The sequence below is a fragment of the Streptomyces sp. SCA2-17 genome, from assembly GCF_044336695.1.
This window is the reverse complement of sequence record NZ_CP117521.1, coordinates 706,359-730,733: the sequence shown is the minus strand read 5'-3', so window position 1 is coordinate 730,733 and position 24,375 is coordinate 706,359. Positions and strand designations below refer to the sequence as shown.

The 24,375-nt window shown below is 72.9% G+C and carries 21 protein-coding genes; 19 read left to right on the top strand and 2 right to left on the bottom strand.

The window, feature by feature from the left end:
* Positions 1-314: 314 nt before the first annotated feature.
* Positions 315-950: a uridine kinase gene (locus tag PS271_RS03185; protein WP_398379902.1), complete on the bottom strand. Its 636-nt coding sequence runs from the start codon at positions 948-950 to the stop codon at positions 315-317.
* Between the two features lie 190 nt (positions 951-1,140).
* Between PS271_RS03185 and PS271_RS03180 the strand changes: the two genes are divergently transcribed.
* The 4 genes from PS271_RS03180 (at position 1,141) to PS271_RS03165 (ending at position 6,801) form a co-directional block, all read left to right on the top strand.
* Complete coding sequence (locus tag PS271_RS03180) at positions 1,141-2,532, top strand: C39 family peptidase (RefSeq protein ID WP_398379899.1); 1,392 nt, start codon at positions 1,141-1,143, stop codon at positions 2,530-2,532.
* A 79-nt stretch (positions 2,533-2,611) separates the two neighbouring features.
* Positions 2,612-3,253 (top strand): GNAT family N-acetyltransferase, encoded by a 642-nt coding sequence (locus PS271_RS03175; RefSeq protein WP_398379898.1) that lies wholly within the window; start codon positions 2,612-2,614, stop codon positions 3,251-3,253.
* Between the two features lie 258 nt (positions 3,254-3,511).
* Positions 3,512-4,336 carry an SAM-dependent methyltransferase gene (locus PS271_RS03170; protein WP_398379896.1) on the top strand — a complete coding sequence of 275 codons (825 nt, stop codon included), beginning with the start codon at positions 3,512-3,514 and terminating at the stop codon, positions 4,334-4,336.
* Between the two features lie 257 nt (positions 4,337-4,593).
* Positions 4,594-6,801, top strand: a complete 2,208-nt coding sequence (locus PS271_RS03165) for a putative bifunctional diguanylate cyclase/phosphodiesterase (protein ID WP_398386655.1) — start codon at positions 4,594-4,596, stop codon at positions 6,799-6,801.
* On the opposite strand, the gene PS271_RS03160 is transcribed toward PS271_RS03165, so the two are convergent.
* Positions 6,738-7,217, bottom strand: a complete 480-nt coding sequence (locus PS271_RS03160) for a DUF779 domain-containing protein (RefSeq protein ID WP_398379894.1) — start codon at positions 7,215-7,217, stop codon at positions 6,738-6,740. The genes PS271_RS03165 and PS271_RS03160 overlap by 64 nt on opposite strands.
* A 212-nt stretch (positions 7,218-7,429) precedes the next feature.
* Here PS271_RS03160 and PS271_RS03155 point away from each other — a divergent pair, with 212 nt between their 5' ends.
* The 15 genes from PS271_RS03155 to PS271_RS03085 all read left to right on the top strand — a co-directional run bounded on the left by PS271_RS03155 (position 7,430) and on the right by PS271_RS03085 (position 24,374).
* Positions 7,430-8,104 (top strand): GGDEF domain-containing protein, encoded by a 675-nt coding sequence (locus PS271_RS03155; RefSeq protein ID WP_120758224.1) that lies wholly within the window; start codon positions 7,430-7,432, stop codon positions 8,102-8,104.
* A gap of 113 nt (positions 8,105-8,217) precedes the next feature.
* Entirely contained in the window at positions 8,218-9,762 is a 1,545-nt protein-coding gene (locus tag PS271_RS03150; RefSeq protein WP_398379891.1) for an outer membrane protein assembly factor BamB family protein, read from the top strand.
* 653 nt (positions 9,763-10,415) lie between these two features.
* Positions 10,416-12,092 (top strand): 2-isopropylmalate synthase, encoded by a 1,677-nt coding sequence (locus PS271_RS03145; protein ID WP_398379889.1) that lies wholly within the window; start codon positions 10,416-10,418, stop codon positions 12,090-12,092.
* Entirely contained in the window at positions 12,089-12,637 is a 549-nt protein-coding gene (locus PS271_RS03140; protein WP_398379887.1) for a MaoC family dehydratase, read from the top strand. The genes PS271_RS03145 and PS271_RS03140 overlap by 4 nt, the downstream gene beginning before the upstream one ends.
* Positions 12,638-12,669: 32 nt before the next feature.
* On the top strand, positions 12,670-13,623 hold the full coding sequence (locus PS271_RS03135; RefSeq protein WP_398379885.1) for an isopenicillin N synthase family dioxygenase: 954 nt from the start codon (positions 12,670-12,672) through the stop codon (positions 13,621-13,623).
* Positions 13,620-14,468: an HpcH/HpaI aldolase/citrate lyase family protein gene (locus PS271_RS03130; RefSeq protein ID WP_398379883.1), complete on the top strand. Its 849-nt coding sequence runs from the start codon at positions 13,620-13,622 to the stop codon at positions 14,466-14,468. Before PS271_RS03135 ends, PS271_RS03130 begins: the two co-directional genes overlap by 4 nt.
* Before the next feature lie 61 nt (positions 14,469-14,529).
* Positions 14,530-15,459, top strand: a complete 930-nt coding sequence (locus tag PS271_RS03125) for a hypothetical protein (RefSeq protein ID WP_398379882.1) — start codon at positions 14,530-14,532, stop codon at positions 15,457-15,459.
* Positions 15,460-15,467: 8 nt separating this feature from the next.
* On the top strand, positions 15,468-16,427 hold the full coding sequence (locus PS271_RS03120) for an alpha/beta hydrolase (RefSeq protein ID WP_398379880.1): 960 nt from the start codon (positions 15,468-15,470) through the stop codon (positions 16,425-16,427).
* Positions 16,424-17,686, top strand: a complete 1,263-nt coding sequence (locus tag PS271_RS03115) for an aminotransferase class I/II-fold pyridoxal phosphate-dependent enzyme (RefSeq protein WP_398379878.1) — start codon at positions 16,424-16,426, stop codon at positions 17,684-17,686. Before PS271_RS03120 ends, PS271_RS03115 begins: the two co-directional genes overlap by 4 nt.
* Positions 17,683-18,684 (top strand): ornithine cyclodeaminase family protein, encoded by a 1,002-nt coding sequence (locus tag PS271_RS03110; RefSeq protein ID WP_398379876.1) that lies wholly within the window; start codon positions 17,683-17,685, stop codon positions 18,682-18,684. Before PS271_RS03115 ends, PS271_RS03110 begins: the two co-directional genes overlap by 4 nt.
* A gap of 35 nt (positions 18,685-18,719) precedes the next feature.
* Positions 18,720-20,228, top strand: coding sequence for an aminopeptidase P family protein (locus PS271_RS03105; protein ID WP_398379873.1), 1,509 nt, complete (start codon positions 18,720-18,722; stop codon positions 20,226-20,228).
* Entirely contained in the window at positions 20,218-20,493 is a 276-nt protein-coding gene (locus tag PS271_RS03100; RefSeq protein WP_398379871.1) for a hypothetical protein, read from the top strand. Before PS271_RS03105 ends, PS271_RS03100 begins: the two co-directional genes overlap by 11 nt.
* Before the next feature lies 1 nt (position 20,494).
* A complete protein-coding gene (locus PS271_RS03095) occupies positions 20,495-21,991 on the top strand; it encodes an amidase (protein WP_398386654.1) in 1,497 nt (498 codons plus the stop codon).
* On the top strand, positions 21,988-22,824 hold the full coding sequence (locus PS271_RS03090; RefSeq protein WP_398379869.1) for a class I SAM-dependent methyltransferase: 837 nt from the start codon (positions 21,988-21,990) through the stop codon (positions 22,822-22,824). Before PS271_RS03095 ends, PS271_RS03090 begins: the two co-directional genes overlap by 4 nt.
* Positions 22,821-24,374 carry an MFS transporter gene (locus PS271_RS03085; protein ID WP_398379867.1) on the top strand — a complete coding sequence of 518 codons (1,554 nt, stop codon included), beginning with the start codon at positions 22,821-22,823 and terminating at the stop codon, positions 24,372-24,374. Before PS271_RS03090 ends, PS271_RS03085 begins: the two co-directional genes overlap by 4 nt.
* The last annotated feature ends 1 nt before the right edge of the window (position 24,375 follow it).

Sequence of the window (24,375 nt, the reverse complement as noted above, 5' to 3'; positions counted from 1 at the left end):
GTTCGCCGCGGACGGCGGCGAGAGGCGGCGGGAAAGGCGTTCTTGAAGACGCGGCGGACCGCTCCGTGCGATGGTCACCCAGGGTGAGGGGCTCGGTGGAGCAAAGTGCCCAAAAGGAGGATTCCGGAGTGGTACGAAGCCCCCGATCACGGGGGAACAACCGGGGGCTTCGCGTCCGCGGGCGGCCTCCAGCGGCCGCACAATGAGAACGTAAGTCCTGTACGCCCCGTCGGTCAAGCGGAGTTGGTGCAGTATCCGGGGATCCGGCCGGGATGCCGGCCGGGCCGCCCGAAGTCGTTCACGCAGTGTGATGATCAGGCGCGTCCGGGGCCCGTCCGGGCCGTCCCGCGCGGCCCCGGCAGCACCTCGTACCCCCCGTCCCGCTGAAGAATCAGCAGTTCTGCGTACGGGCGCGTCGGATCGGCGGCGAAATGCGCGCGCTCCGCCCGCATCCAGCCGTCCCAGAAATCGGACAGCTCTACGCCGTCACGGAGTTGACCCCTTTCCCAGGAGCGCTCATGAGGCAACTCCATCCACAGCAGTGACGCGAGGTGCGGGCGCAGCGCCCGGCGCCCCGCCCCGACGCCCTCCACGAGCACGACCGGCTCCGGGGCGACCTCCCGCCCGGCGGCGAACCGCCGTTCCACCCAGTCGTACGCGCGAAAGCGCGCCGTCTCCCCGTGGGACAGGGGGGCGAGTACCTGCGCGCGCAGCCGGTCCGTCCACGCGAACAGCTCCTCGTGCGTCGCGAGGTCGTCCAGGTGCACGACGGGCGCTCCGCCGAGCGCGGCCGCGAGCCGCGCGCTGAACGTGCTCTTCCCCGATCCGGCGTGCCCGTCCACGGCCACCAGCCGTACGGGGCCGAGGGACGGAGGGAGCGTCAGCAGCCAGGGGGCGAGGTCGCCGAAGGAGGCGGGGACGTGGGGGCCGTGAAGGGGGTGGGCGTGCACCGGACCACCCTATGGCGGGACCCGAGGGGAGTCGTGTTGACGGCTGTGCCGCCCCGGGGCGGCCCCCCAACGGCCCCATCCCCGAGGCCGCCGGTATCGCAACCGGCCGTACGGGGAATCACTGGCACGCACCGGCGCGCGGCGGACCCGTCCGCGCGCCCCGTCCGCAGACGACTGGGGGACCAGCGCCATGTCCAGCAGCATGCCCGGCAGACCCACACCCCGCCGCACCGTGCTCGCCGCCGCCCTGGGCGCCGCGGCGGCCACCTCCTTCGCGGCCTCCTCCTCGCCGCTCGCCTTCGCCTCCTCCGGGTCCTCGGGGCCCTCCCGCGCGGGCTCGGCGCACATCGACTACCACGCCTGGACCTCGGACGAGGACTGGCAGCGGGGCACCGCCGAGGGCACCCGCCCCGCCGGCGGCCACCGGGCGGGCCTGGTCATCGACCGCCCCGCCGGCACCAGGGAGTACAGCGACCCGCACACCGGCGCCAAGGCCACCTGGGAGTACGCCACCTGGACGTCCCCGGTCCACGCCCCGCCCGCCCCGGCGAGCGAGGTCATCGCGTCCTGGAACGCCGACGCGCCCGCCGGCACGTGGCTCCAGACCGAGGTGCGCGGCAGGTACTCGGACGGGACCCGCACGCCCTGGTACGTGATGGGCCGCTGGACGGCCGGCGACGGCCCCGGCGACATCCGCCGCACCTCCGTCGACGGCCAGGGCGACGGCCGCAGCAGCGTCAACACCGACACGCTCGCCATCAGCAAGCCCGCCACCGGGCTGCGCATCGCCTCGTACGAACTGCGCCTGACCCTCTTCCGCAAGCCGGGCACCCGGCTCACCCCCACCGTGCGGCGGCTCGGCGTGATGGGCTCCGACCTCCCCGACCGCTTCACCGTGCCCGCCTCCGTGCCGGGGCCCGGTGCCGGACACGAGCTGCACGTCCCGCGCTACTCGCAGGAGATCCACAAGGGGCAGTACCCCGAGTACGACAACGGCGGCGAGGCGTGGTGCAGCCCGACCTCCTCGCAGATGGTCCTGGAGTACTGGGGCCGCAAGCCCACGGCCGCCGACCTCGCCTGGGTCAACCGCGACTACGCCGACCCGCAGGTCTGCCACGCCGCCCGCTTCACCTACGACTACCAGTACAAGGGGTGCGGCAACTGGCCCTTCAACGCGGCCTACGCGGCGACGTACCGCGACATGCAGGCGGTGATCACACGGCTGCGCTCCCTCGGCGACGCCGAGAAGCTGATCCGCGCGCGGATCCCCGTCATCACCTCCCAGTCCTTCCTCGCCGCCGAGCTCGACGGCGCGGGCTACGGCACCGCCGGCCACCTGATGTGCGTCGTCGGCTTCACGGCGCAGGGCGACGTGGTCGTCAACGACCCGAACAGCCCCTCGGACGCGGCGGTCCGGCGGGTCTACAAGCGGCGGCAGTTCGAGAACATCTGGCTGCGGACCAAGCGCCGCAACGCCCAGGGCGAGGTCAGGAGCGGTTCGGGCGGCGTCTGTTACCTCTACTTCCCCGCCGAGCCGGAGGAGCAGCAGCGCCGGGCGCTCCAGGAGCTGGGGATCCGCTGACGCGCGGAGGTGGCACCTCCGTACGATCGGGCGCGGACAGCACGTGTGCGTCGTACCCCGTACGGAAGGAACCATGACTGTGCATCAGACAACCGCAGCCTCCGTCGTCCCCGAGATCCGCCGGGCCCGGCAGGAGGAGCGGGACGCGATCAGCCTGCTGCTCGGGGAGGCCTTCATGGAGGACCCCGTCAGCGGCTGGGTCTTTCCGGACGAGGCGCACCGGCGCGCCGTCCACCCCGGCTTCTTCGGCGTGTTCCTGGACGCGGCGCTGCGCGACGGGTGGGTCGACGTGACGGACGACCTCTCGGCGGCGGCGCTGTGGATACCGGTGCGCGCGGGGGAGCCGGGCGAGACCGGTGAGGGCGGCGAGGCGGCCGACGGCGGGATCGGCGAGGAGCTGGCGAAGGCCGCCCCCGGCAACGACCGGGCGCGGATCGTGGGCGAGCTGACGGGCGCGGCGCACCCCGGGGACCGCTCGCACTACTACCTGCCGAACATCGTCGCCGCGCCCGGGCGGCGCGGCGAGGGCCGGGGGAGGGCGCTCCTCGCGCCCGTCCTCGACCGGTGCGACCGCGAGGGCATGCCGGCCTACCTGGAGGCGAGCAACTCCCGGAGCAAGGCGCTCTACGAACGCCTCGGCTTCGTCTTCACCGGCGCGCCCATCGACCTGCCGGACGGCGGGCCGCGGATGTGGCCCATGTGGCGCGAGCCGCGGGGCTGACGGCGCCCGGGCGGTGGGCCGTTCCCGTGGCCCCGCGCCGGCCCGCGGGGCGGCCACCGCCGACGGCCGCTGCCGCCGCGGGCCTGCATCGGTGCATATTTCCCCTCATGGTCATTTATTGGCATGATCGACGCCGTGCGGACGGGGGCGGGTGGCAGCGGCATGCGGATGGCTGATTTCCGCTTGACGCTTCCATTCGAACGAATGATCAGTAGCCTCTGCTCACAGGTCCCCGAGACGAGCTGGAGCAACAGACTGATGGAGCGCCCCACCTGGGTCCCCCCGGGCATCGACCCCTCCGTGCCGAGCGTGTCCCGGATCTACGACTACTACCTGGGCGGCTCGCACAACTTCGAGGTCGACCGGGAAGCCGCCCGGCGCGCCATGGAGGCCTATCCCGGGCTGCCGAAGATCATGCAGGCCAACCGGGCCTTCATGCGGCGCGCCGTGCGCTACGCCGTCGGCGAGGGCGTCACCCAGTTCCTCGACATCGGCTCGGGCATCCCGACCTTCGGCAACGTCCACGAGATCGCGCAGGCCGCGGACCCGCGCTCGCACGTCGTCTACGTCGACCACGACCCCGTGGCCGTCGCCCACGGCCGGGCCGTCCTGGAGGGCGACCCGCGCACTGCCGTCCTGCCCGCCGACCTCCGCAAGCCCCGTGACATCCTGACCAGTGACGAGGTCGGCAGGCTCCTCGACCTGGACCGGCCGGTCGCACTGCTGCTCGTGGCGGTCCTCCACTTCGTGGAGGACCAGGACGACCCCTGGGCGGCGGTGGCCGAGCTGCGCGACGCGCTCGCGCCGGGGAGCCTGCTCGTCCTCACGCACGCGACGACCGACACCGGTCCGATCAGGCCTGAGGAGGGGCAGGGAGTGGAGGGCGTCTACCGCAACGTGGGCTCGCCGCTGCTCATGCGCGCGCACCGGGACGTGGCGCGCTTCTTCGACGGCTTCGAGCTGGTCGAGCCCGGCCTGGTGGCCATGCCGGACTGGCGGCCCGACCCGGCGGACGCCCCCGCCGCGGCGCACGAGGACCCCGCGATGTACGTCGGCTTCGCGGGCCTGGGGCGCAAACCATGACCGCGACGCCGCCCGGCGCGGAGTCGAGCGGATCCGGAGACGGAACCGCAGATTCGATTACCGGCGGTCCCGCCGGGGCAGAAGTCACAAGGCCTCACCGGGGGAGTGAGGCCGGGACCGACGGGACCAGCGGAACCAAAAGCGGAATCCGAAACGGAATCAGAAGCGGAAGCGGAACCGAGGTCGGGGTGGGGATCGGGAGTTCGGACGTGGTTCCGGGCACGAGGCGGCCGGGGGCGCGCAACGCGCACGCACACATGGTGCGCGACGCGGGAGCGCCACCGGGCCCGGAGGAAGCGGAGCCCGGCCCCGCCGAGGCCGCCGCCGCGGCAGGCCTCCCGCCGGGAGGCGACGCCGCGCTGCGGCGCTTCGCCGCCGTCTGGAGCCGGGCCGTCTACCCCGCGACGGCGACGCCCATGACCCGTGCCGAGTTCGAGGAGCACCTCGTCCCGCTCGCCGGCCGGCTCCGCGCCGCGCTGCGCTCGGAGCCCTTCGACCCGGCTCCCGCCGCCGAGGTCGGTGCCGCGATCGTCCGCGCGCACTGCACCGAACCCGACGCCCTCACCCCGCTCCTGGGCGCGATCGACGCGTACCTCCTGCTGTACTGCCCGCCGGGCCGGCACCTGACGGCCGGGCAGGCCCGGGACCGCTGCGCCCGCTTGCAGCACGCCGTGGCCGCGGGCTTCGCCGGCGCGCTGCGCGAGCGGACCCTCGCCGAGCAGGAGGCCCTCTCCCGCGCGGCCCTCGCCGCGCAGGCCGAGACCGAGCGGGCGCTGCACACCAGCGAGGAGCGGTTCCGCGCCGTCTTCGAGGGCGCGGCCATAGGCGTCGGCATCGCGGACGTCGAGGGCCGCATCATGGACGTCAACGAGGCCCTCAGCCGGATGTTCGGCACCCGCCCCGCCGAGGTCACCGGCCGGAACGTCGGCGAGATGGTCCACCCCGACGACTCGCCCGACGTGTGGGGCCTCTACAGCGAGCTCGTCCGCGGCGAGCGCGACTACTACCGCGTGGAGAAGGCGTACTACCGCGGCGACGGCAGCGTGCTGTGGACCGACCTGTCCGTCGCGCTGCTGCGCGACGCCCACGGGCGCCCCCAGTACCAGCTGGCCCTCATGGAAGACATCACCGAGCGCCGCCTGCTGCACGAGCAGCTGCGCTACGAGGCCACGCACGACGCCCTCACCGGCCTGCCCAACCGCACCATGTTCTTCGAGCGCCTCGACCGCGCCCTCGCCCCCGGCGGCGACCGCTTCGGCGTCTGCTACCTCGACCTCGACGGCTTCAAGGCCGTCAACGACAGCCTGGGCCACGCCGTGGGCGACCGGCTGCTCGTCGCCGTCGCCGAGCGGCTGCGCACCTGCACCGGCGCCCCCGCGGAGCTCGTCGCGCGCCTCGGCGGCGACGAGTTCGTCGCCCTGCTCACCGGCCCCGCCGCGCAGAGCGACGCCACCGCCCTCGCCCGCCGCATGCTGGCCGCCCTCGCCGAGCCCGTCCGCCTCGACGGCCGCGACCTGTCCGTACGCGCCAGCATCGGCATCGTGGACGGCGCGGCCGGCGAGTGCGGCCCCGCCGAGGTGCTGCGCAGCGCCGACATCACCATGTACCGCGCCAAGGCCGCGGGCGGGAACCGCTACGAGCTGGCCGACGCCGACTCCGACGCCCGCGTCATCGCCCGGCACAGCCTGACCAACTGCCTGCCGGCCGCGCTCGACAACGGCGAGTTCTTCATCGAGTACCAGCCGCTCGTCCGGCTCACCGACGGCACGGTGCGCGGCGCCGAGGCCCTCGTGCGCTGGCTGCACCCGGTCCACGGCGTGCTGGGCCCCGACCAGTTCATCCCCCTCGCCGAGAGCACCGGGCTCATCGTGCCCCTCGGCCGCTGGGTGCTCCAGGAGGCCGCGCGGCAGGCCCGCGCCTGGCGGGCCGACGGCGCCTGCGAGGCGCCCCTGCGCGTCAACGTCAACCTCTCGCCGTCGCAGCTGCGCCACCCCGCCCTCGTCGCCGACACCGTCGCCGTCCTCGACAGCTCCGGCCTGGACCCCTCGGCCCTGTGCCTGGAGGTCACCGAGAACGCCCTCATCGGCGCCGACGAGGAGGAGCTGCGCCCGCTGCGCCAGCTCGCCGACCTGGGCGTGGACATCGCCCTGGACGACTTCGGCACCGGCTACTCCAACCTGTCCTACCTGCGCCGGCTGCCCGTCAGCACGCTCAAGCTGGACCGTTCCTTCACCCGCGGCATGCAGTGCGCGCCCGCGGACCCGGTCGACGTCAAGATCGTCGAGGGGATCGTCTCGCTCGCCCACACCCTCGACCTGTCGGTGACGGTCGAAGGCGTGGAGACGGGCACGCAGGCGGAGCACCTGCGGGTGCTCGGGTGCGACACGGCACAGGGCTGGTACTACGCGCGGCCGGGCCCGCCGGAGCGGCTGCACACGCTGTCGCTGGTGGACGCGGCGTCCTGACGCGCCGGACCGCGGGCGCCCGCGCCCTCGCCCAGGCGCCGCGCCTCCTCGTCCGTCAGCAGCCGTGAACGCAGCAGGAAGCGCAGGCCCTCCGGCGCCTCCAGGGAGAAGCCGCTGCCGCGGCCGGGCACCACGTCCACGGTGAGGTGCGTGTGGCGCCAGCGCTCGAACTGCTCCGCGGACATCCAGAAGCCGACGGGCTCCGGCACGCCCTCCACCGCCAGCTCCGCGAGGAGCACGTCGGAGCCGCCCGTACGGAATTCGCCCGCGGGATAGCACATCGGCGAACTGCCGTCGCAGCAGCCGCCGGACTGATGGAACATCAGGGGGCCGTGGCGCTCGCGGAGGAGGCGGAGGAGGCGCACGGCACCGGGGGTGAGGGCGACGCGCGAGACGCGGGTCGGCTGCGGGCTCACGGTGGATCTCCTTCCCGTAGGGCGGCACGGACCGGACTGCACAGCCTGCCGCCGACGGCGGCCGCCCGCCAGAGGCGAACCCGGGGAAACGGGGGATCTCCAGCATGACCGGACCCACCCACCGGCCCGCTCGCGCCCCGCCGCGACGGCGTTGCCCGCGTTCACGGCGAGGGATGCGGGCGGGCCACCTCTTACGTTCCGGAAGGTGCCCGATGAACCTCCTGCTCCAGGCCTTACCGATAGCCGCCCCGACGCTCGGATGGGCCGCCCACGCCCTCGTCCTCGTCCGCCGCCTGCGCACCGCCCGCACCGACCCGCTCACCGGCCTCATGTGCCGCGAGGAGTTCACCCACCGCGCGCAGCGGGCCGTGAAGCGGCCGCACGCCGCCGTGCTGCTGCTCGACCTCAACGGCTTCAAGCAGATCAACGACACGCACGGGCACGCCGTCGGCGACGAGGTCATCGCGGCCGTCGGCCGGCGCCTGTCGGCCTGGTGCCGGGAGCGGGGCGGGTTCGCGGCGCGGCTCGGCGGCGACGAGTTCACCGCCGTGGTGCGCCTCGCCCCGGACGCCGACCTGGACTCGGAGCTGACGTACAGCCTCTCCGCGCGCCTCTCGGCGCCCCTGGAGACCGGCAGCGTCACGCTCTCCCCGCGCGCCTCGATCGGCGTCTGCCGCACCAGCCACCGGCCGGGCGCCGCCCTGCCGGACCTGCTGCGGGGCGCGGACGAGGCGATGTACACCGCCAAGCGCCTCGGCCAGCACTGGCGCCCCGCCGGGCCCGTGGACGTCTACCGCACCACCAACGGCCGCCGTGACGGCCGCCCGGGGACCCGGCCCGCCGCGCACCTCACGCTGCTCGCACCGATGCGCAGGAACGCGTCGTAGGCGGCCCGCGCTTCCCCGCACCCGGCGCCCGCACCCCGCCCGGCGGGCCGCCGGGAAACCCGACTTGGTATGACTGTTCCTTTATTGACGGAGAAAAGGAGATCCGAAGCCGGATGGGCGAGCCGCCGAAGCAGAACGACACAAGCACGAGGACGAACGCGGACACGAGCACGAGTACGGGTACGAGCACGGGCGCTGACGACTACGTGATCGCGCCACCCGTGCCGTCCGCGCCGCCGCTGCCGCCGGTGGCGCGGATGACGCCGCCACCGCCGCTGCCGATGGGCGCACCGCCGGCCGTGCCGCCGCGCCCCGCCTCCGCGAGGCGCACGGGGCTCGTCGTCCTCGCGGCGGTGGTCGCGCTGCTGCTGGTCGCGTCGCTGGGCGCGGGCGTGTGGATGGTCCTGGCCGCCAAGAAGACGGTGCGCGCCGGCGGCGGCCGGACCGTGTCGTGGAGCCTGCCGTACACCCGCTCCGGACTCGGCCACCCCAGGATGATCCGCGGCCTCTGGTTCACGGACAAGGCCGTGGTCAAGGCGCTTCCGGACCGTATCGTCGGTCTCGACCCCAAGCGCGGCAAGCGGGTGTGGGAGGCGCCCACGCCCGGCTCGGGCAGCGTCATGTGCCAGGCGTCGGCCGACTCGTCGGGAGACGTCGCGGTCCTCGCCCGCGGTGCGGGGGAGCAGTGCGAGACCTTCTACGCCGTCGACCTGACGTCCGGCAGGACCCTGTGGGAGCACTCGCTCGAACCCGACGAGTGGGCGCCCGGCAGCACGCCGCGGATCGCCCGCAGCGGTGACGTGGTGGTCGTCTCGGCCAACGGCCGCCTCACCACGGCGTTCCGGGTCAGCGACGGCAAGCAGCTGTGGAAGGAGGGCGGCAAGGGCCTGTACGAGGGCGCCGGTGACAAGGACACCTGCCGGGGCCAGGGTTACACCGGCGGCAAGCAGCTCGTCCGCATCCAGCGCTGCCTCCTCGGCAGCGCCGACACCGCCTCGTACGCCGTGGCGGTCGATCCCGCGACGGGCCGCGAGAAGTGGCGCCACCGGCTGGGCGAGCACGGCACGGACGCCCAGGTCCTCGCCACCTCGCCGGTCGTCGTCGACGACCCCGAACGGCCCTTCGAGGCCATGCGCCTGACCGTCCTCGGGGACGACGGAGCCGTCCGCACCCGCCTCGAAGGCGAGCCCAGGCGCCGCTACAACCTCTCGGGGGACGACGGCAGCGCGCCCGCCGCGGACGTCCAGGTCAGGGGCGACAAGCTGGTCATGACGCTGGACAAGGAGGAGGGCGACCCCGACGACAACAACCGCATGGCGGCCTGGTCCCTGACGACCGGAAAGCGCCTGTGGGAGAAGCGGGCCGGCGGATACCTCCAGACGTTCCACCTGGTGGCCTCGGAGCCGGACGAGATCCTCGCGTACGTCGCCGGCAACATCCACGACGCGGCCGCATTGGTGCGCTTCGACCCGGACACCGGTGCCCGGACCGAAGTACGCCGCTACCGCCCCACCCCCACCACGGCCTGGATCGGCTCCGACCCCTATCCCGTCACCCACGGCCGCACGCTCTACCTCTCGGCCGGCTATGTGACGGAAGACCGGGGTACCGATATCAAGTCCCGCCAGAAGTCCCTGATCGCCCTTCCCGCTTCCTGAATCGAAGTCGCGGTAGCGACGGGTGCGGAACGCTGCTATTCGGCATGACAGTCCTCCCCCGGCATCGCCCCGCCGGTGGTCATTGAGGGAATCCCTCTCCTGCACGGGCAGGTTCACGGTAGGGGCGGCCCTGCGGACGCAAACAAGATCTTGTCCGTATGCTGAGATGTAAGCAAAGTGGAATGGGGCTGAATGCCCCTCTATGTCCACGGAGTTTTGTGACACTGTACTGGCGGGTGTGGCCTGGATCGCATGTTCTGAAGAATTGATTCCGTTTTCGTATCGCGAAAATTTCCGGCCCGTACCGGAGCGATAAGCGCCGGACCGCTGATCCCTTGACAGTGCTGAACGCTGTCGATACGTTCGCTGCGGAGCGAGGGAATTCACCGCCAACGAGGCGCAATAGCGCGCAGGGTGCGGGCCTCGCCGCAGTCGCTATACGGGGGAATTTCTTCATCTGTCCGGTCCGGGCCGCCCGTTCTATGGCCTGTTAGTCCCGGCATTTCCCCCTGCTCGGATGGGGCCGGATCCCGAGGCTTCATTGTTCGTGAACAGCGCACAGGTAAGCCGAGGGGGAATTTATGAGGACGCCGTCGTCTGCCGTCGGCCATCCGGCCGGCCAACCCTGGTGGAATACCCAGCAGCCCTCCGGAATGCCGGTCCACCGCTACCGGCGCGCCGTACCGCAGGAGCTGCCCGGCCCCGGCGCGCCGCGCCCGTGGCTCGACCGCCCGCTCGACCGGGCGCCGTTGTGGAGCTCGGTGGACCTGCGGGACGGCAACCAGGCCCTGGCCAACCCGATGGACGGCACACGCAAGCGGACGATGTTCGACCTGCTGGTCCGCCTGGGTCTCAAGGACATCGAGATCGGCTATCCCTCCGCCGCCGAGACCGAGTTCGCGTTCGTGCGCCACCTCGTCACCGGCGGTCACATCCCCGACGACGTCACCGTCTCGGTCTTCACCTCGGCCCGCCCGGACGCCATCGACCGCACCTTCGAGGCGATCCGCGGCGCGGACCGCGCCGTCGTCCACCTCTGCCACGCCACCGCGTGCCTGTGGCGCGAGGTCGTCTTCCGCATGACGCCCTCCGAGGTGATGGCGCTCGCCCGCGACGGGGCGGAGCGCATGGTGCGCCTCGCCGACCGGGCGGGCGGCGACATCCGCTTCGAGTACTCGCCCGAGACGTTCAACGTCACCGAGCCCGGCTTCGCCCTGGAGATAGCGAACACCGTGGCCGAGATCGTCGACGCGACCCCGGAACGGCCGCTGATCCTGAACCTGCCGAGCACCGTCGAGATGCACGCGCCGGACGTCTTCGCCGACCAGATCGCGTGGATGGACCGCCACCTCGACCGGCGCGACTCCGTCATCCTGTCGGTCCACCCGCACAACGACCGCGGCACCGCGGTCGCCGCCGCCGAGTACGCACTGGCCGCCGGCGCCGACCGCGTCGAGGGCACCCTCTTCGGCAACGGCGAGCGCACCGGCAACGTCTGCCTGATCACCCTCGCGCTGAACCTGTTCAGCCGCGGCATCGACCCGCAGCTCGACCTCTCCGACCTCCCGGCGGTCCGTCAGACCGCGGAAGAATGCACCGAGATGGCCGTGCCGCCCCGCCACCCCTACGCCGGCGACCTCGTCTTCACCGCCTTCTCCGGCACGCACCAGGACGCCATCGCCAAGGGCCTGGCCCACCTGCGCGACCAGGCGGCGACGGCCGGCCGCGCACCCGCCGAACTGCCCTGGGACGTGCCGTACCTGCCGATCGACCCGCAGGACATCGGCCGCAGCTACGAGGCGATCATCCGCGTCAACAGCCAGTCGGGCAAAGGCGGCATCGCGTACGTCCTGCGCAGCGGCTGGGGCCTCGACCTGCCCGCCCCGCTGCGCGTCGAGTTCGCCGCGGCGATCCAGCAGGTCACCAACGCGAGCGGCGCCGAGCTGGAACCGGAGCGGATCTGGGACGCCTTCCGCGCCCAGTACTGCGACCCGGGCGGCTGGGCCGGCTTCCCGGCAACCGGCACGGTCACCGGCGACGACCCCGGCGACGCGGCGGACGCGGTGCTGGCCGCCGCCCGCGAGCGCGGCGTACGCGCCGGGACGGACCGGCTGGAGCACGACGGCGCCGGGTCCGCGACCGGCGCCGCGCACGCCTGCTACGCCCGGATCCTCGTCGAGGAGCGGCCCGTGTGGGGCGTGGGCCTGGGCGGGACGGCCCGCGCCGCGGCCGTGAACGCGGTGTTGTCGGCCCTGCACCGCAGCGGGGCGAGACCCGAGGACAGCGCGCCCGAGCCGCAGCCGGCCGGGCCCAAGGAAGGAACGCGATGAGCGACCCGGCCCTGCCGGCCTACGTCGAGCTGGAGCCCGGCCGGTTCCGCGAGGACGCGGGCCTGGCCTACGAGGACTACGTCGTCGGCCACGTCTTCGAACACCGCCCCGGCCGCACGATCACCACCACGGACAACATCTGGAGCTCGCTGCTCTGCCTCAACCTGCACCCGCTCCACATCGACGACGTCTACGCCTCGGGGACGCAGTTCAAGAAGCTGCTCGTGTCCAGCCTGGTGACGTTCGGGATCGTCAACGGCATGACGGTCAAGACCATCAGCCAGCGGGCCGTCGCCAACCTCGGCTGGGACAAGGTCAGGCTCAGCGCCCCCGTCTTCGTCGGGGACACGCTCTACGCCGAGACCACGATCACCGGCAAGCGGCCGTCCGGCTCCCGGCCCGGTGAGGGCATCGTCACCGTCCACACGGTGGGCCGCAACCAGGACGGGGTCCAGGTCATCGAGTTCGACCGCACCGTCCTGGCGGCCATGCGCCGGCCGGGCGCCCCGGTCGGCGGCCCCGGCCCTGAGACACCCCAGTCCTGAGACACCCCGGTCCTGAAACACAGGAGGCGCCCATGACCGTCCTACCGGTGATCAATCTGGAAGACGCCCTGCACGGCAACGAGGAGAAGGTCGCCGAGGAGATCTCCCGGGCCTGCACCGAGGCCGGCTTCTTCATCGTCCGCGGCCACGGCATCGACCGGAAGGTCTTCGACGACGCCTACGAGCTGTCCCTCGGCTTCTTCGGCCGGCCCGCCGCCGAGAAGGACGCCCTGCCGATGCGCACCAGCACGGCCCGCGGCGACAACGACTACAGCCCCTACGGCTACAGCGCGCTGCTGTCGGAGAACGCCTACGCCTACACCGGCAAGCAGGGCATGCCGTCCGACTACGTCGAGAAGTTCAGCGTCGGGCGCCTCGTCCTCGACGACTCCGAGGACCTGCCCTTCCCCGCCGACGAGCACGGACGCGCGCTGCGCGCCGCCCTGAAGGCCTACTTCGCCGCGTGCGAGACCGTCTCCTCGCGGGTGACCGAGCTGCTGACCGTCGCCCTGGAACTGCCGCGCGACTTCTTCGCCACCCGCACGGACCGCTCCAACGACTCGCTGCGCTCCCAGTACTACCCGGGCGTGCAGCGGGAGTTCCTCAACGACCAGGGCATGGGCGAGCACACCGACGGCACGCTCATCACCCTGCTCACCGAGGACGGCCCCGGCCTCCAGCTGCGCGACCTGTCCGGCACCTGGCTCGACGTGGACGTCCCCGAGCGCGACCACTTCATCGTCAACATCGGCGACCTCATGGCCCGCTGGTCCAACGACGAGTACGTCTCGACGCCGCACCGGGTGCGGCTCGTGGACCGCCCGCGCCAGTCGATCGTCTTCTTCAAGCTGGCCAACGACGACGCCGTCATCGAGGCCTTCCCGAAGTTCACCCGCGAGCGCCCGGCCACGTACGAGCCCATCCGCTACGAGACGTTCTCGCTGCAGAAGATGGACGCGCTCTTCGGACGGGAGGCCCGCTCGTGAAGGTCGACCCGTGCTTGTTCTACGTCCCGGCGTCACGCGTGGACACCCTGCTCAAGAACGTGCCGCGGGAGTCGATCGAGCTCGTGCTCGACCTGGAGGACTCCGTCCCCAAGGACGCCAAGCCCACCGCCCGTGAGCAGCTCGGCACCGTCGACCTGACCGGCACCGGCCTCACCGGGGTCTCCATGCGCATCAACAGCATCGAGACGCCGGAAGGCCTGCTCGACCTCCAGACCATCCTCGCCCTCGGCGGGCGCATCGGCGGCCTGCCCCTGCGCACGGTGCTGGTGCCGAAGGTCGCCGCCGGCCGCGACGTCGCCATCTACCGGTCCCTGCTGGCCGGCCTGGACGACCCGCCCGAGATCTGCTCCTTCATCGAGACGCTGGACGCCGTCGAGAACGCCTTCGACATCGCCGCGGCCAGCGAGGGCCTGTGCTTCGGGCAGGCCGACCTGGTCGCCGAGATGTGGGCCCAGGACGAGAACTACCTCGCCCACGCCCGGTCCCGGATGTGCGTGGCCGCCTCCCGCTACGGCCTGCCCGTCATCGACACCAACTCCTTCGAGCTGTGGGACATGGACGTGGTCCGCGCCCAGTGCGAGGCCTCCAAGCAGTGCGGCTTCACCGGCAAGGCCGCCATCCACCCCAAGCAGGTCGACACGATCGTCGAGACCTTCAGCGTCCCCCCGGCCGAGCTGGACGAGTACCGGCAGACGATCAAGGACTACGAGGCCGACGAACGCGGCTTCGCCGTCAGCAAGGACAGGGTCCTCGCCCCGCCGTTCGTCCTGCGGGCCCGGCGCATGCTCGCGCTGCACGACGGCATCGCCCGCCCGATCCGCTGATCCACCGAACCTACGCCGGCCCCGGTCCCGCACGGCCGGGCCGGCACCCGTGGAGGACACTGTGAGCACCCCGATGACGGACGTCGCGAGCCAGGCCATGGTCGACGTCTCCGCCTACCCCGTAGAGCTGACCGGCGGGAGCTTCGCCGGCGTGCCCGACGCGCTCGTCGCGCGCCTGGTGGAACTGGTCGCCGACGGCGCCGGCCTGGCCGTCTGCCACGGCGCGGGCGCCCTGCTCGCCCGGCACGGCCTGGACATCCGGCGCGAGTCCGACGCCGCCGCCGTGCGCGACTACTTCGAGGCGGTCTTCCGCGCCTTCGCCGCCGCCGTCGACCCCGCCACGCACTCGCCGCTGCCCATGGGCTACGACCAGGTCGCGAGCATGGACGTGGACGGCTTCAACAAGAACACCAGCTTCACGCCCAACTCCGACCACACCGAGTCGCGCGAGTTCCTGACCACCAAGTGCGTCCACTTCGACTCCGCCACGACGTTCATCGGCAACGTCTACGGCCCCAACACCAACATCGACGGCGGCCTGCCGATCGTGTGCGACACCCGCGCGTACTGCCGGGAGAACGGCGTCGACCCGGCCGACCTGATCGAGCTCATGCCGCACAGCTACAACGTCGCGGTCAAGCAGGAGCACACCGAGGCCGTCCTCGCCCGCCACGCCGTCGCCCTCGACGTCGACCTCAAGGACGACATGGTCATGGTCGTCCTCAACAACGAGGTCGACGGCGGCCTCGCCCACGCCGGCTCGACGCCGCGCCTCGCCGACCCGGAGCGGCCCGGCAAGCGCCCGCTGCGCCACATCGAGCTCCAGTTCACCGACGGCGAGAACCTCAACAACTGGTACCGCCACTACCGCCTGGACATTCCCGAGGTCAAGGTCAAGGTGCCGGACCTGGACACCCCGGACCACAACCGCTACCACCGTGGTGTGGACACCGACCTCGCCGCCCAGAGCCCCGCCGCGCCCGGCAAGTGAGGCACCCCATGTCACTGCTGCACCGGCCGGACGCCCCGGCCATGAGCCCCGCCGACGAGACCGAACTCGCGGACCTGCTCGGCCTGCTGAACGCCGGCGACTGGCCCGAGGACCTCTTCGAGGGCCGCGCGTTCTACGACCAGTGGGGCACCCCGGTGGCCGCGGACGTCCGGGTGACCGAGCGCGAGGCGGGCGGCGTGCCCGCCTACGTGCTCACCCCGCCGGACGCCGACCCCGCCCGGATCGGCATCTGGCTGCACGGCGGCGGCTACGTGTTCGGCACGCAGACCAGCCACGGCAGCATGGTCGCCGAGGCCGCGCGCAGCGCCGGCTGCGCGTTCCTGCACCCGCAGTACCGCCGGGCCCCGGAACACAAGTTCCCGGCTCCCGTCGAGGACGCCGTCGCCGTCTACGCGGCCCTGCTGGACGAGGGCTGGGCGCCGGAAGCGATCGTCATGGCCGGCGACTCCGCCGGCGGCGGTCTCCTCCTCGCTGCCCTGCTCGCCGCCCGCGACCGCGGGCTGCCCATGCCCGCGGCCGCCGCCGTCGTCTCCCCCTGGACCGACCTGGCCGGCACGGGGGAGACCTTCACGACGAAGGAGGACATCGACCCGCTGCTCAGCCGGTCGGTGGTCGACGACGTCGCCGAGGCCTACCTCGACGGAACCGCCCCCGAGACCCCGTACGCCTCCCCGCACTACGGCGACCCGCACGGCTTCCCGCCGGTGCTCATCCAGGTCGGCGAGCGGGAGATGCTGCACAGCGACTCCGAGCGGTTCGCCGCGAAGCTGGCCGCCGCCGGGTCCCCGGTCACCATCGAGGTCTGGCCCGGCATGGTCCACGTCTGGCACCTGCACCACTCGCGCCTGGCCAAGGCCCGCGAGGCGCTCGCGCGCCTGGGCGCCTTCCTGCGCGAGCCCGGCACGGCGGCGCCCCGCGAGGGCGCACGGAACGAGGGAAACTCATGAGCGACACCGTGACCGGCCCCGAGGCCGAGGCGGTGACGGGACCGCACCGGTTCCGGAACAACCAGCGCATGGTCCCGGCCGGCGAGGCGGCGTGGAAGCTCGCCGGCGACCACGGGATGCTCGACATCCGCGTCGACGCCACCCACGGCCAGAACCGGCTGCGCGACGTCCGCACCGGGCACGAGTTCCTCAACCTCGCCTCGTGCTCCTACCTCGGCCTCAACAGCCACCCCACCGTCGTCGAGGCCGGCGTCGCGGCCCTGCGCGAGCAGCAGATCACGGGGCTGGCCATGGCCGAGTTCCGGATCCGCCTGGAGGCCGCCCACCGCCTGGAAGAGGAGCTCGCCGGCCTGTTCGGCGGGCCCGTCCTGCCGTCGATCTCCTGCGGCGTGACCAGCGCCGCCGTACTGCCCATCCTGGCCTCCGGGCACCTCACCGGCAGCGAGCCGCTGGTCATGGTGTTCGACCGGTTCGCGCACTTCTCGATGAACTTCGTCAAGCCGGTCGTGGCCGACGAGACGATGGTGCTGACCAGCCCGCACAACGACATGCAGTTCCTTGAGGACGTGTGCCGCAAGTACCCGCGCGTGGCCTACGTGTGCGAGGGCGCGTACTCCACCGGCGGCCTCGCCGACCTGGAGGGCATCAAGTCCCTCCAGGAGAAGTACGGCCTGTACGTCTACCTGGACGACTCGCACGCCCTCTCCACACAGGGCCCCCACGGCGAGGGCTACGCCCGGTCGGTGTTCCGGGAGCTCGACGAACGCACCATGATCGTCGCCTCGACCGCCAAGGCCTTCGGCAGCACCGGCGGCATCGCCATGCTCGGCTCGTCCAGCGTCTTCGACTTCCTCTACCGCTCCGGCCCGATGGGCTGGTCCCAGGGCATGCGCACCGCCGCCATCGGCACGACCCTGGGCAGCATCGCCGTCCACCGCTCGCCGGAGCTCGGCGTGCGCCAGCGCCAACTCGCCGAGAACGTCGCGATCTTCGACCGGCGCATGAAGGGCCGCGACGTCCGCGGCGCCGGATCGCACATCAAGTTCGTCACGGTCGGCGAGAACGAGAAGGCGGTACGGCTCTCCACCGAGCTCTACCGGCGCGGCTACTACTGCTCGGCGATGTTCTTCCCGGTCGTCCCGCGCGGGCAGGCCGGCGTCCGCCTGATGCTGCGTGGCGACATGACCACCGCCATGACGGAGGACTTCGTCACCGTCCTCGAAGACGTCCTGGACGACGTGCTGGACGGGGCCGCATGACGGACTGCATCCGGATAACGGACTGCCTGCCGGCGACGGACCCCCCGGAGGCGGCCGGCCCCGCCTCCGCGGAGTCCGTGACCCTCGTCCGGTCCCTGGCCGGGGCCATGCGCGACGCGCTGTGCAGCGGCGCCGTCGGCCGGATGCTGGTCCCGCCGCGGGAGACCGTCGAGGACGCCGCGGGCGCGAAGTTCATCTCGATGCCCGCCGTGTCGCCCGACCACGACCTCTACATCAACAAGGTCGCGACGATCGTGGCGTCCCCCGTACCGGGCCGCCGCGCCACCGTCACCTCCGTCGTGCCCGTGTTCTCCGCCTCCACCGGGCGCTTCCTCGGCACGCTGGACGGCGACACCGTCACCAACCTCAAGTGCGCGGCCGTCACCGCGCTGGTGACGGACCGGTGCGCCGCGCCGGACAGCCGCGTCCTGGGCATCATCGGGTCGGGCGTCCAGGCGCGCCGGCAGTTCCTCGGCGTCTCCGCGGTGCGCGACCTCGCCGAGGTCCGGGTCTGGTCCCGCGACCCGGACCGTGCCGCGGCCTTCGCCCGCGACATCGAGGAGATGGCGGCCGCCGACGGCCGGCACGTCGAGGTCGTCGTGGCCGGTTCTGCCGAGGACGCCGCCCGGGGCGCCGACATCCTCTCGACCGCGACGACTTCGGTGCGCCCGCTGCCGATCGGGGACGGCCTGCCCGCCCACGTGCACATCAACTGCATGGGAGCGCACACCACCGCGTCACGGGAGGTGTCCGCCGAGCTGCTGAACAGCAGCGTCGTGATCGTCGAGGACCTGCGCACGGCGCTCGCCGAGGCCGGTGAGAGCCACGCCCGGGCGATCGAGCTCGACGCCCTCTTCGCCCCGGGCGCCGAGGAGTTCACGAAACAGGGGACGATCTTCGCCTCGACCGGGTGCGCGTATCTTGATTTGATCACTTGTGCCCATCTGGCAGGGCGCGACGACTTCGAGGGTTTCCGGCTGACGGGTGCTGCCCCGTGACCGCCGGAACGCCCCCGACCAAGGGAGGGAAACGCATGGCAAGCATGGCGAACAGGGCGAACATCGGACGCGAGGAGATCTCGGGCGCCCACGACGCGCAGATCCCGCAGAAGTTCCTCGACCTGATGGCCTCCGGCTGGCGCGAGGAGGAGGACACCGACCTCACGCCCGTACCGCAGGTCAAGCACCTCGCCCGCCGCCGGGCCCAGCTCTCCGCGGCCTTCCCGGGCGACACCCTCGTGATCCCGACGGGCAGCCACCGCTCGCGCACCTTCGGCGCCCCCTACGAGTTCCGGGCCGGCAGCGACTTCCTGTGGCTGACGGGCGATCAGGAGCCGCACTCCGTCCTGGTCATGCACCCCACGGCCACCGGCCACGACGCCGTCCTCTACGTACAGCCCCGCCTGGACCACCGGGCCGGCGCCGCGTACCTGGACCGGATGGACGGCGAGATCTGGCACGGCCGGCGCTTCTCCCCCGAGGAGAAGTCCGCCATCCTCGGCATCGCCACGCGCCCCCTGGACGAACTGCCCGCCGTGCTCGCCAAGCTGGCGGACTCGGACCGGACGCGCGTCCTGCGCGGCTACGACACCGGCATCGACGGCGGCCTGGAGCGCGGCGCGCTGCCCGCCACCTCCGAGAACGCCGAGCGCGACGCCATGCTCGCCAGCGTCCTGTCCGAGCTGCGGCTGGACAAGGACGAGTGGGAGATCGCCCAGCTCCAGGAGGCCGTCGACGCCACGATCCTCGGCTTCGAGGACATCGCCCGCCGCCTGCGCCCCGACGCCCCGACCCCCGAGCGGTACATCGAGGGCATCATGACCTGGCGCGCGCGCATCGCCGGCAACAGCCTCGGCTACAGCTCCATCGCCGCCGGCGGCCCCCGCTCCACGATCCTGCACTGGTCGCACAACAACGCCGTCGTCGAGCCCGGGCAGATCCTGCTCATGGACATGGGCATCGAGAACAACAACGGCTACACCGCCGACGTCACCCGCGTCCTGCCGGTCTCCGGCACGTTCACCAAGGCCCAGCGCGACGTGTACGACATCGTGCACGCGTCGCGGACCGCCGGCCTCGCCAAGATGGCCCCCGGCACCGCCTTCGCGGAGATCCAGGCGACCTGCAACCGGGTGCTCGCCGAGGGCCTCCTCAGCCTCGGCATCCTCAAGGGCAGCGTGGAGGAGGCCATGGACCCGGCGTCGATCGCCTACCGCCGCTGGTCCCTGCACGGCTTCGGCCACATGCTCGGCCTGGACGTCCACGACTGCGGCCACGCCCGGCCCGAGCACTACGGCCGCGGCGTCCTGCGCGAGAACCACGTCCTGACCATGGAGCCCGGCCTCTACCTCCAGCCGCACGACGAGCTGGTGCCCGAGGAGCTGCGCGGCATCGGCGTGCGCATCGAGGACGACGTCCTGATCACCGCCACCGGCAACCGCCTGCTGACCGAGGCGCTGCCGACCGAGTCGCACGAGGTCGAGTCCTGGCTCGCCGCCCAGCGCGAGGCGGGCCCCCGGGAACCGGGCCTCGATGGCAACTGACGACGCCCGCGCGGCGCTCGTGGCGGACTCCGCGGCGGCGGCGGATCCCGCTGCCGCGGCGGAGTCCGCCGCCGAGGCGGAGTTCGACGCCCTCACCGGCCGGCTGGGCATCGAGGTGCCGGCCGACCTCAAGGGCGGTGTCCTGGCCGGCTACCGGGGGCTGCGGGACATGACCGCGTTGCTGCGGGGCGTGGAGACCGACCAGCACGGCCGTACGGGCGGGGAGACCCGTACGGGCGACGACGAGGAGAGACCGGGTGCCTGACATGCCCTCGGCTCGGCAGGCAACGGCACTGCACGAGCTGTCCGTTCCCGAGGCGGGGGCGCTCCTGCGGGCGGGTGAGCTCACCTCCGTCGAGCTCACCCGGCACGCCCTCGACCGGATCGCCCGGCTCGACCCCGCGCTGCACGCCTTCATCCTCGTCACGGAGGAGACCGCCCTGGAGCGGGCCGCCGCGGCCGACCGCGACCTGCGGGCCGGCACCGACCGCGGCCCGATGCACGGGATCCCGTACGCGCTGAAGGACATCTTCGACGCGGAGGGCGTGCCCACCACGAACGCCTCGTGGCTGCGGACCGGCGACGTGGCCCGTACGGACAGCACCGTGGAGCGCCGCCTGCGGGCCGGGGGCGCGGTCGGGCTGGGCAAGCTGACCACGTTCGAGTTCGCGGTCGGCGGCCCCAGCTTCGACCTGCCCGTCCCGCCCGCCCGCAACCCGTGGAGCGAGGAGCACGTCCCCAGCGGCTCGTCGTCGGGCTCGGGCGCGGCGGTCGCCGCGGGGCTGACCCGCGTCACCATCGGCTCCGACACCAGCGGCTCCACCCGCGGCCCGGCGTTCCACTGCGGCGCGGTCGGACTCAAGCCGACCTACGGGCGGGTGTCCGGGCACGGCGCCCAGACCCTGTCGCAGACGCTCGACCACTTCGGGCCGCTGACCTGGACCGTCGCCGACGCGGCCGCCGCACTGCACGTGGTCGCGGGCGCCGACCCGGCCGATCCGCGCACCACCGGCGCCCCCGCCCCCGACTGGATGGCGGCCCTGGGCCGCGGGGTCGCCGGGCTGCGCGTGGCCACCTCGCCGGGCTGGTACGCCGACGACCCCCTGACGATGCCGGAGATCACCGCCGGCATCCAGCGGGCGCTCGGCGTGCTCGGCGGCCACGGCGCGGCCGTCGAAGAGGTCACGCTGCCGCCGTACGACGTGTTCAACGCGTGCGGGCGCGTCGTCTTCGCGGCGGAGGCGTTCGCGGTCCACCAGGACGACCTGCGCCACCGGCCGCGCTCCTTCGGGCGCTACACGTACCAGCGGGTGATGCCCGGCGCCGGGATCGCGGCCGCCGACTACCTGCGCGCCCTGGACGTACGGCGATGGCTGAAGCGGCGGCTCGACGCGACCGTGTTCGAGCGGCACGACGTCCTGGTGACCGTGTGCGGCCAGACCACCGCGGCGCGCTGGAGCGACTTCCCCGAGAACTGGCCGCCGCCCAAGCTCGCCAACGACATGCAGACGATCCCCTTCAGCGTCACCGGCCATCCGGCCCTGTCGCTGCCGATCGGGTGCGCCGCGGACGGGCTGCCCATCGGGCTCCAGATCGTCGGGCGGGCCCACGACGAGGCGACCGTGTTCCGCGTGGCCGAGGTGCTGGAGGCGGAACTGGGGGAGCGGCACCGCCGCCCGCAGGGCATGGATACGGGGATGGGTACGGGTATCGGCCTCGGCCGCACAGGGACGCCCGCAGGGCGTACAGGGGGGAACTCATGAGCCGTACAGCGAGCCGTCCAGCGAAGGCTCTGGCGACCGACTACGCGTCGGGCGCGCTCAGCAAGGACACACCGGAGGAGTTCGAGCGGCTCCAGCTGCTCCAGGCGTGGGGCGATCCCGACACCCGCACCGTGCTGCGCAACCTCGGGCTCGGCCGCGACTGGCGGTGCCTGGAGATCGGGGCGGGCGCCGGCTCCGTCGCGCGCTGGACCGCCGACCAGTGCCCGGACGGCTCCGTCCTCGCCGTCGACATGGACACCCGGTACCTGGCCGACACCGACCGCGCCAACCTCGAATGGCGCGCCGGCGACATCCGCGAGCTCGACTTCGCGCCCGGCACGTTCGACCTGGTGCACTCGCGCTTCACCTTCTGCCACCTGCCCGAGCGCGAGGAACTGGTGGCCAAGGCCGTGCGGTGGCTGAAGCCCGGAGGCCGGCTGGCGCTCGGCGAGCCGCTGCTCATGCCGGCGGAGGGCTCGGTGTACGAGCCGGTCCGGCGCTTCTTCGGCGCCATGGAGACGAGCTGGCTCGCCCAGGGCTCCGACATGCACCGGTGGGCGCAGACCCTCCCGTCCCGGCTCGCGCGCGCCGGCCTGCGCGACATCGAGGTCCTGACGCGGGCGAACTGCCTGGGCGAGCGCGGCCCCTACGGCGCGCTGTCCGCCGCCAACATCCGGCAGGAGGGCGCCTACCTGGTCGGCGCGGGCCTCCTGACGCAGGCCGACGTCGACGCGGTCATGGACCTGTGCGCGGACCCCGGCTTCACCGACCTCCGCTCGCTCACGGTGTACGCGTGGGGGCGCAAGCCCGCCGGCGCAGAGGGCGGGTCGTGACGGAGCCGAAGCCGGCGGTGGAACCGGCGGAGTTGCCGGGGGAGGCGGGCCCGGCGGCGGCCGCCCCCGGCGGGCCCGAGGGGCAGGGGGCCGGCCCCTCTGCGCTCTCCCCGCTCGTCTGGCGCGCGGTCCTCGGCTGCATCATCGCCGCCGCCATGACCGTCCTGGACCTGGCCATGACCAGCACCGTGCTGGGCAGCATCCAGGAGAGCATGGACGAGCCGCTCGCCAAGGGCGCACTCGTGATCTCGGCCTACGCGACCGCCGAGCTCATCACCCTCTCCCTGAGCGCCTTCCTCACCCGCGTGTTCCCCGCCCGGACGTACCTCGTCCTGCTGGTGTGCCTGTTCGTGGGCGGCGCGCTGCTGTCCGCCTGCGCGTGGAGCTTCGAGAGCCTGCTCGTCGCGCGCGTCGTGCAGGGCGCGGCGAGCGGCGCGATCATGCCGTTCGCCTACTACGCGATCGTGGTGCTCCTGCCGGGCGACAAGCACCCGAAGGCGATCTCGACGTTCTCGATCCTGGTCACCGGCTCGTACGTCCTCGCCCCCGTCCTGTGCATCACCCTGGGGGAGTGGACCGGCTGGCGCGCGCTGTACTGCGTGGCGGCGCCGGTGGGCGCGCTCGGGCTGTGGCTCGCCCTGCCCGGGCTGCGGCACATGCGCACGGAGGCATCCCCGCTCGGGCGCAGGGTCAACGCCGTGGGCGCCGGGGCGGCCGTGGTGGGCCTGGGCTGCACCCAGTACGCGCTGGACACCGGCCAGGAGCGCGGCTGGTTCTCCTCCGCGGTCGTGACCCTCGTGGCCGGCGCGGCGATCGCCGCCGCCGTCCTGTTCGTCGTGACGGAGCTGCGCAGCCGCTACCCGCTCGTCGACCTGCGGCTGCTGCGGCTGCGGCCGTTCCTGGCCGGCTGCGTGTTCAACGTCGTCGGCGGCGTGGCCGTGTACTCCAGCTACGTCCTCATCCCCGTCTACCTGACCACGCTCGGCTTCTCCGCCGCCGACATCGCCACCGTCTCGCTCTACGGCGGGACCGTCCAGCTCGCCATCGCGCTCGGCCTGCCGCTCTTCCTGCGCCGCATCGACACCTACCTCGTGTCGTGCACGGGCGCCCTCCTGTTCGCGACGGCCGCGCTGCTGCCCTTCCTCGCCGGCTCCTCGCCGCCGTACGTCCTGATCGTCATCGCCCTGATGTGCCGCTCCGTCGGCTCCGGCCTGCTGCTCGCCGCGCTCGGCCTGATGGCCACCCGCGCGCTGAGCGCGCACCAGGCGGCCTCCGGATCGCTGCTCTTCAACATGGCGCGCAGCCTCGGTGGATCGGTCGGCGCGGCGGGTTGCGCGGCGTTCCTGACGATCCGCCAGGCGTACCATGCGCATGCGGCCGGCCTGCCGGGCGCCGACGGTGCGGGCCGGAGCGTCCGGAGCCTGGCCCTCCACGACGTGTTCGCCGTGGCGTTCGCGATCCTCCTGCTGCTCGCGCTCTCCCTCGTGGCCGGCTACGGACTGCGCCGGCTCCGGGAACGGCGCGCGGCCCCCCTCACCACCGATGGGTGAT

Bases quoted from the DNA above. Each gene is read 5' to 3' on its own strand.
- PS271_RS03180 (WP_398379899.1), top strand. From the start codon at position 1,141: ATGTCCAGCAGCATGCCCGGCAGACCCACACCCCGCCGCACCGTGCTC.
- PS271_RS03170 (WP_398379896.1), top strand. From the start codon at position 3,512: ATGGAGCGCCCCACCTGGGTCCCCCCGGGCATCGACCCCTCCGTGCCG.
- PS271_RS03165 (WP_398386655.1), top strand. From the start codon at position 4,594: ATGGTGCGCGACGCGGGAGCGCCACCGGGCCCGGAGGAAGCGGAGCCC.
- PS271_RS03155 (WP_120758224.1), top strand. From the start codon at position 7,430: ATGAACCTCCTGCTCCAGGCCTTACCGATAGCCGCCCCGACGCTCGGA.
- PS271_RS03150 (WP_398379891.1), top strand. From the start codon at position 8,218: ATGGGCGAGCCGCCGAAGCAGAACGACACAAGCACGAGGACGAACGCG.
- PS271_RS03145 (WP_398379889.1), top strand. From the start codon at position 10,416: ATGCCGGTCCACCGCTACCGGCGCGCCGTACCGCAGGAGCTGCCCGGC.
- PS271_RS03140 (WP_398379887.1), top strand. From the start codon at position 12,089: ATGAGCGACCCGGCCCTGCCGGCCTACGTCGAGCTGGAGCCCGGCCGG.
- PS271_RS03135 (WP_398379885.1), top strand. From the start codon at position 12,670: ATGACCGTCCTACCGGTGATCAATCTGGAAGACGCCCTGCACGGCAAC.
- PS271_RS03120 (WP_398379880.1), top strand. From the start codon at position 15,468: ATGTCACTGCTGCACCGGCCGGACGCCCCGGCCATGAGCCCCGCCGAC.
- PS271_RS03115 (WP_398379878.1), top strand. From the start codon at position 16,424: ATGAGCGACACCGTGACCGGCCCCGAGGCCGAGGCGGTGACGGGACCG.
- PS271_RS03110 (WP_398379876.1), top strand. From the start codon at position 17,683: ATGACGGACTGCATCCGGATAACGGACTGCCTGCCGGCGACGGACCCC.
- PS271_RS03105 (WP_398379873.1), top strand. From the start codon at position 18,720: ATGGCAAGCATGGCGAACAGGGCGAACATCGGACGCGAGGAGATCTCG.
- PS271_RS03100 (WP_398379871.1), top strand. From the start codon at position 20,218: ATGGCAACTGACGACGCCCGCGCGGCGCTCGTGGCGGACTCCGCGGCG.
- PS271_RS03095 (WP_398386654.1), top strand. From the start codon at position 20,495: ATGCCCTCGGCTCGGCAGGCAACGGCACTGCACGAGCTGTCCGTTCCC.
- PS271_RS03090 (WP_398379869.1), top strand. From the start codon at position 21,988: ATGAGCCGTACAGCGAGCCGTCCAGCGAAGGCTCTGGCGACCGACTAC.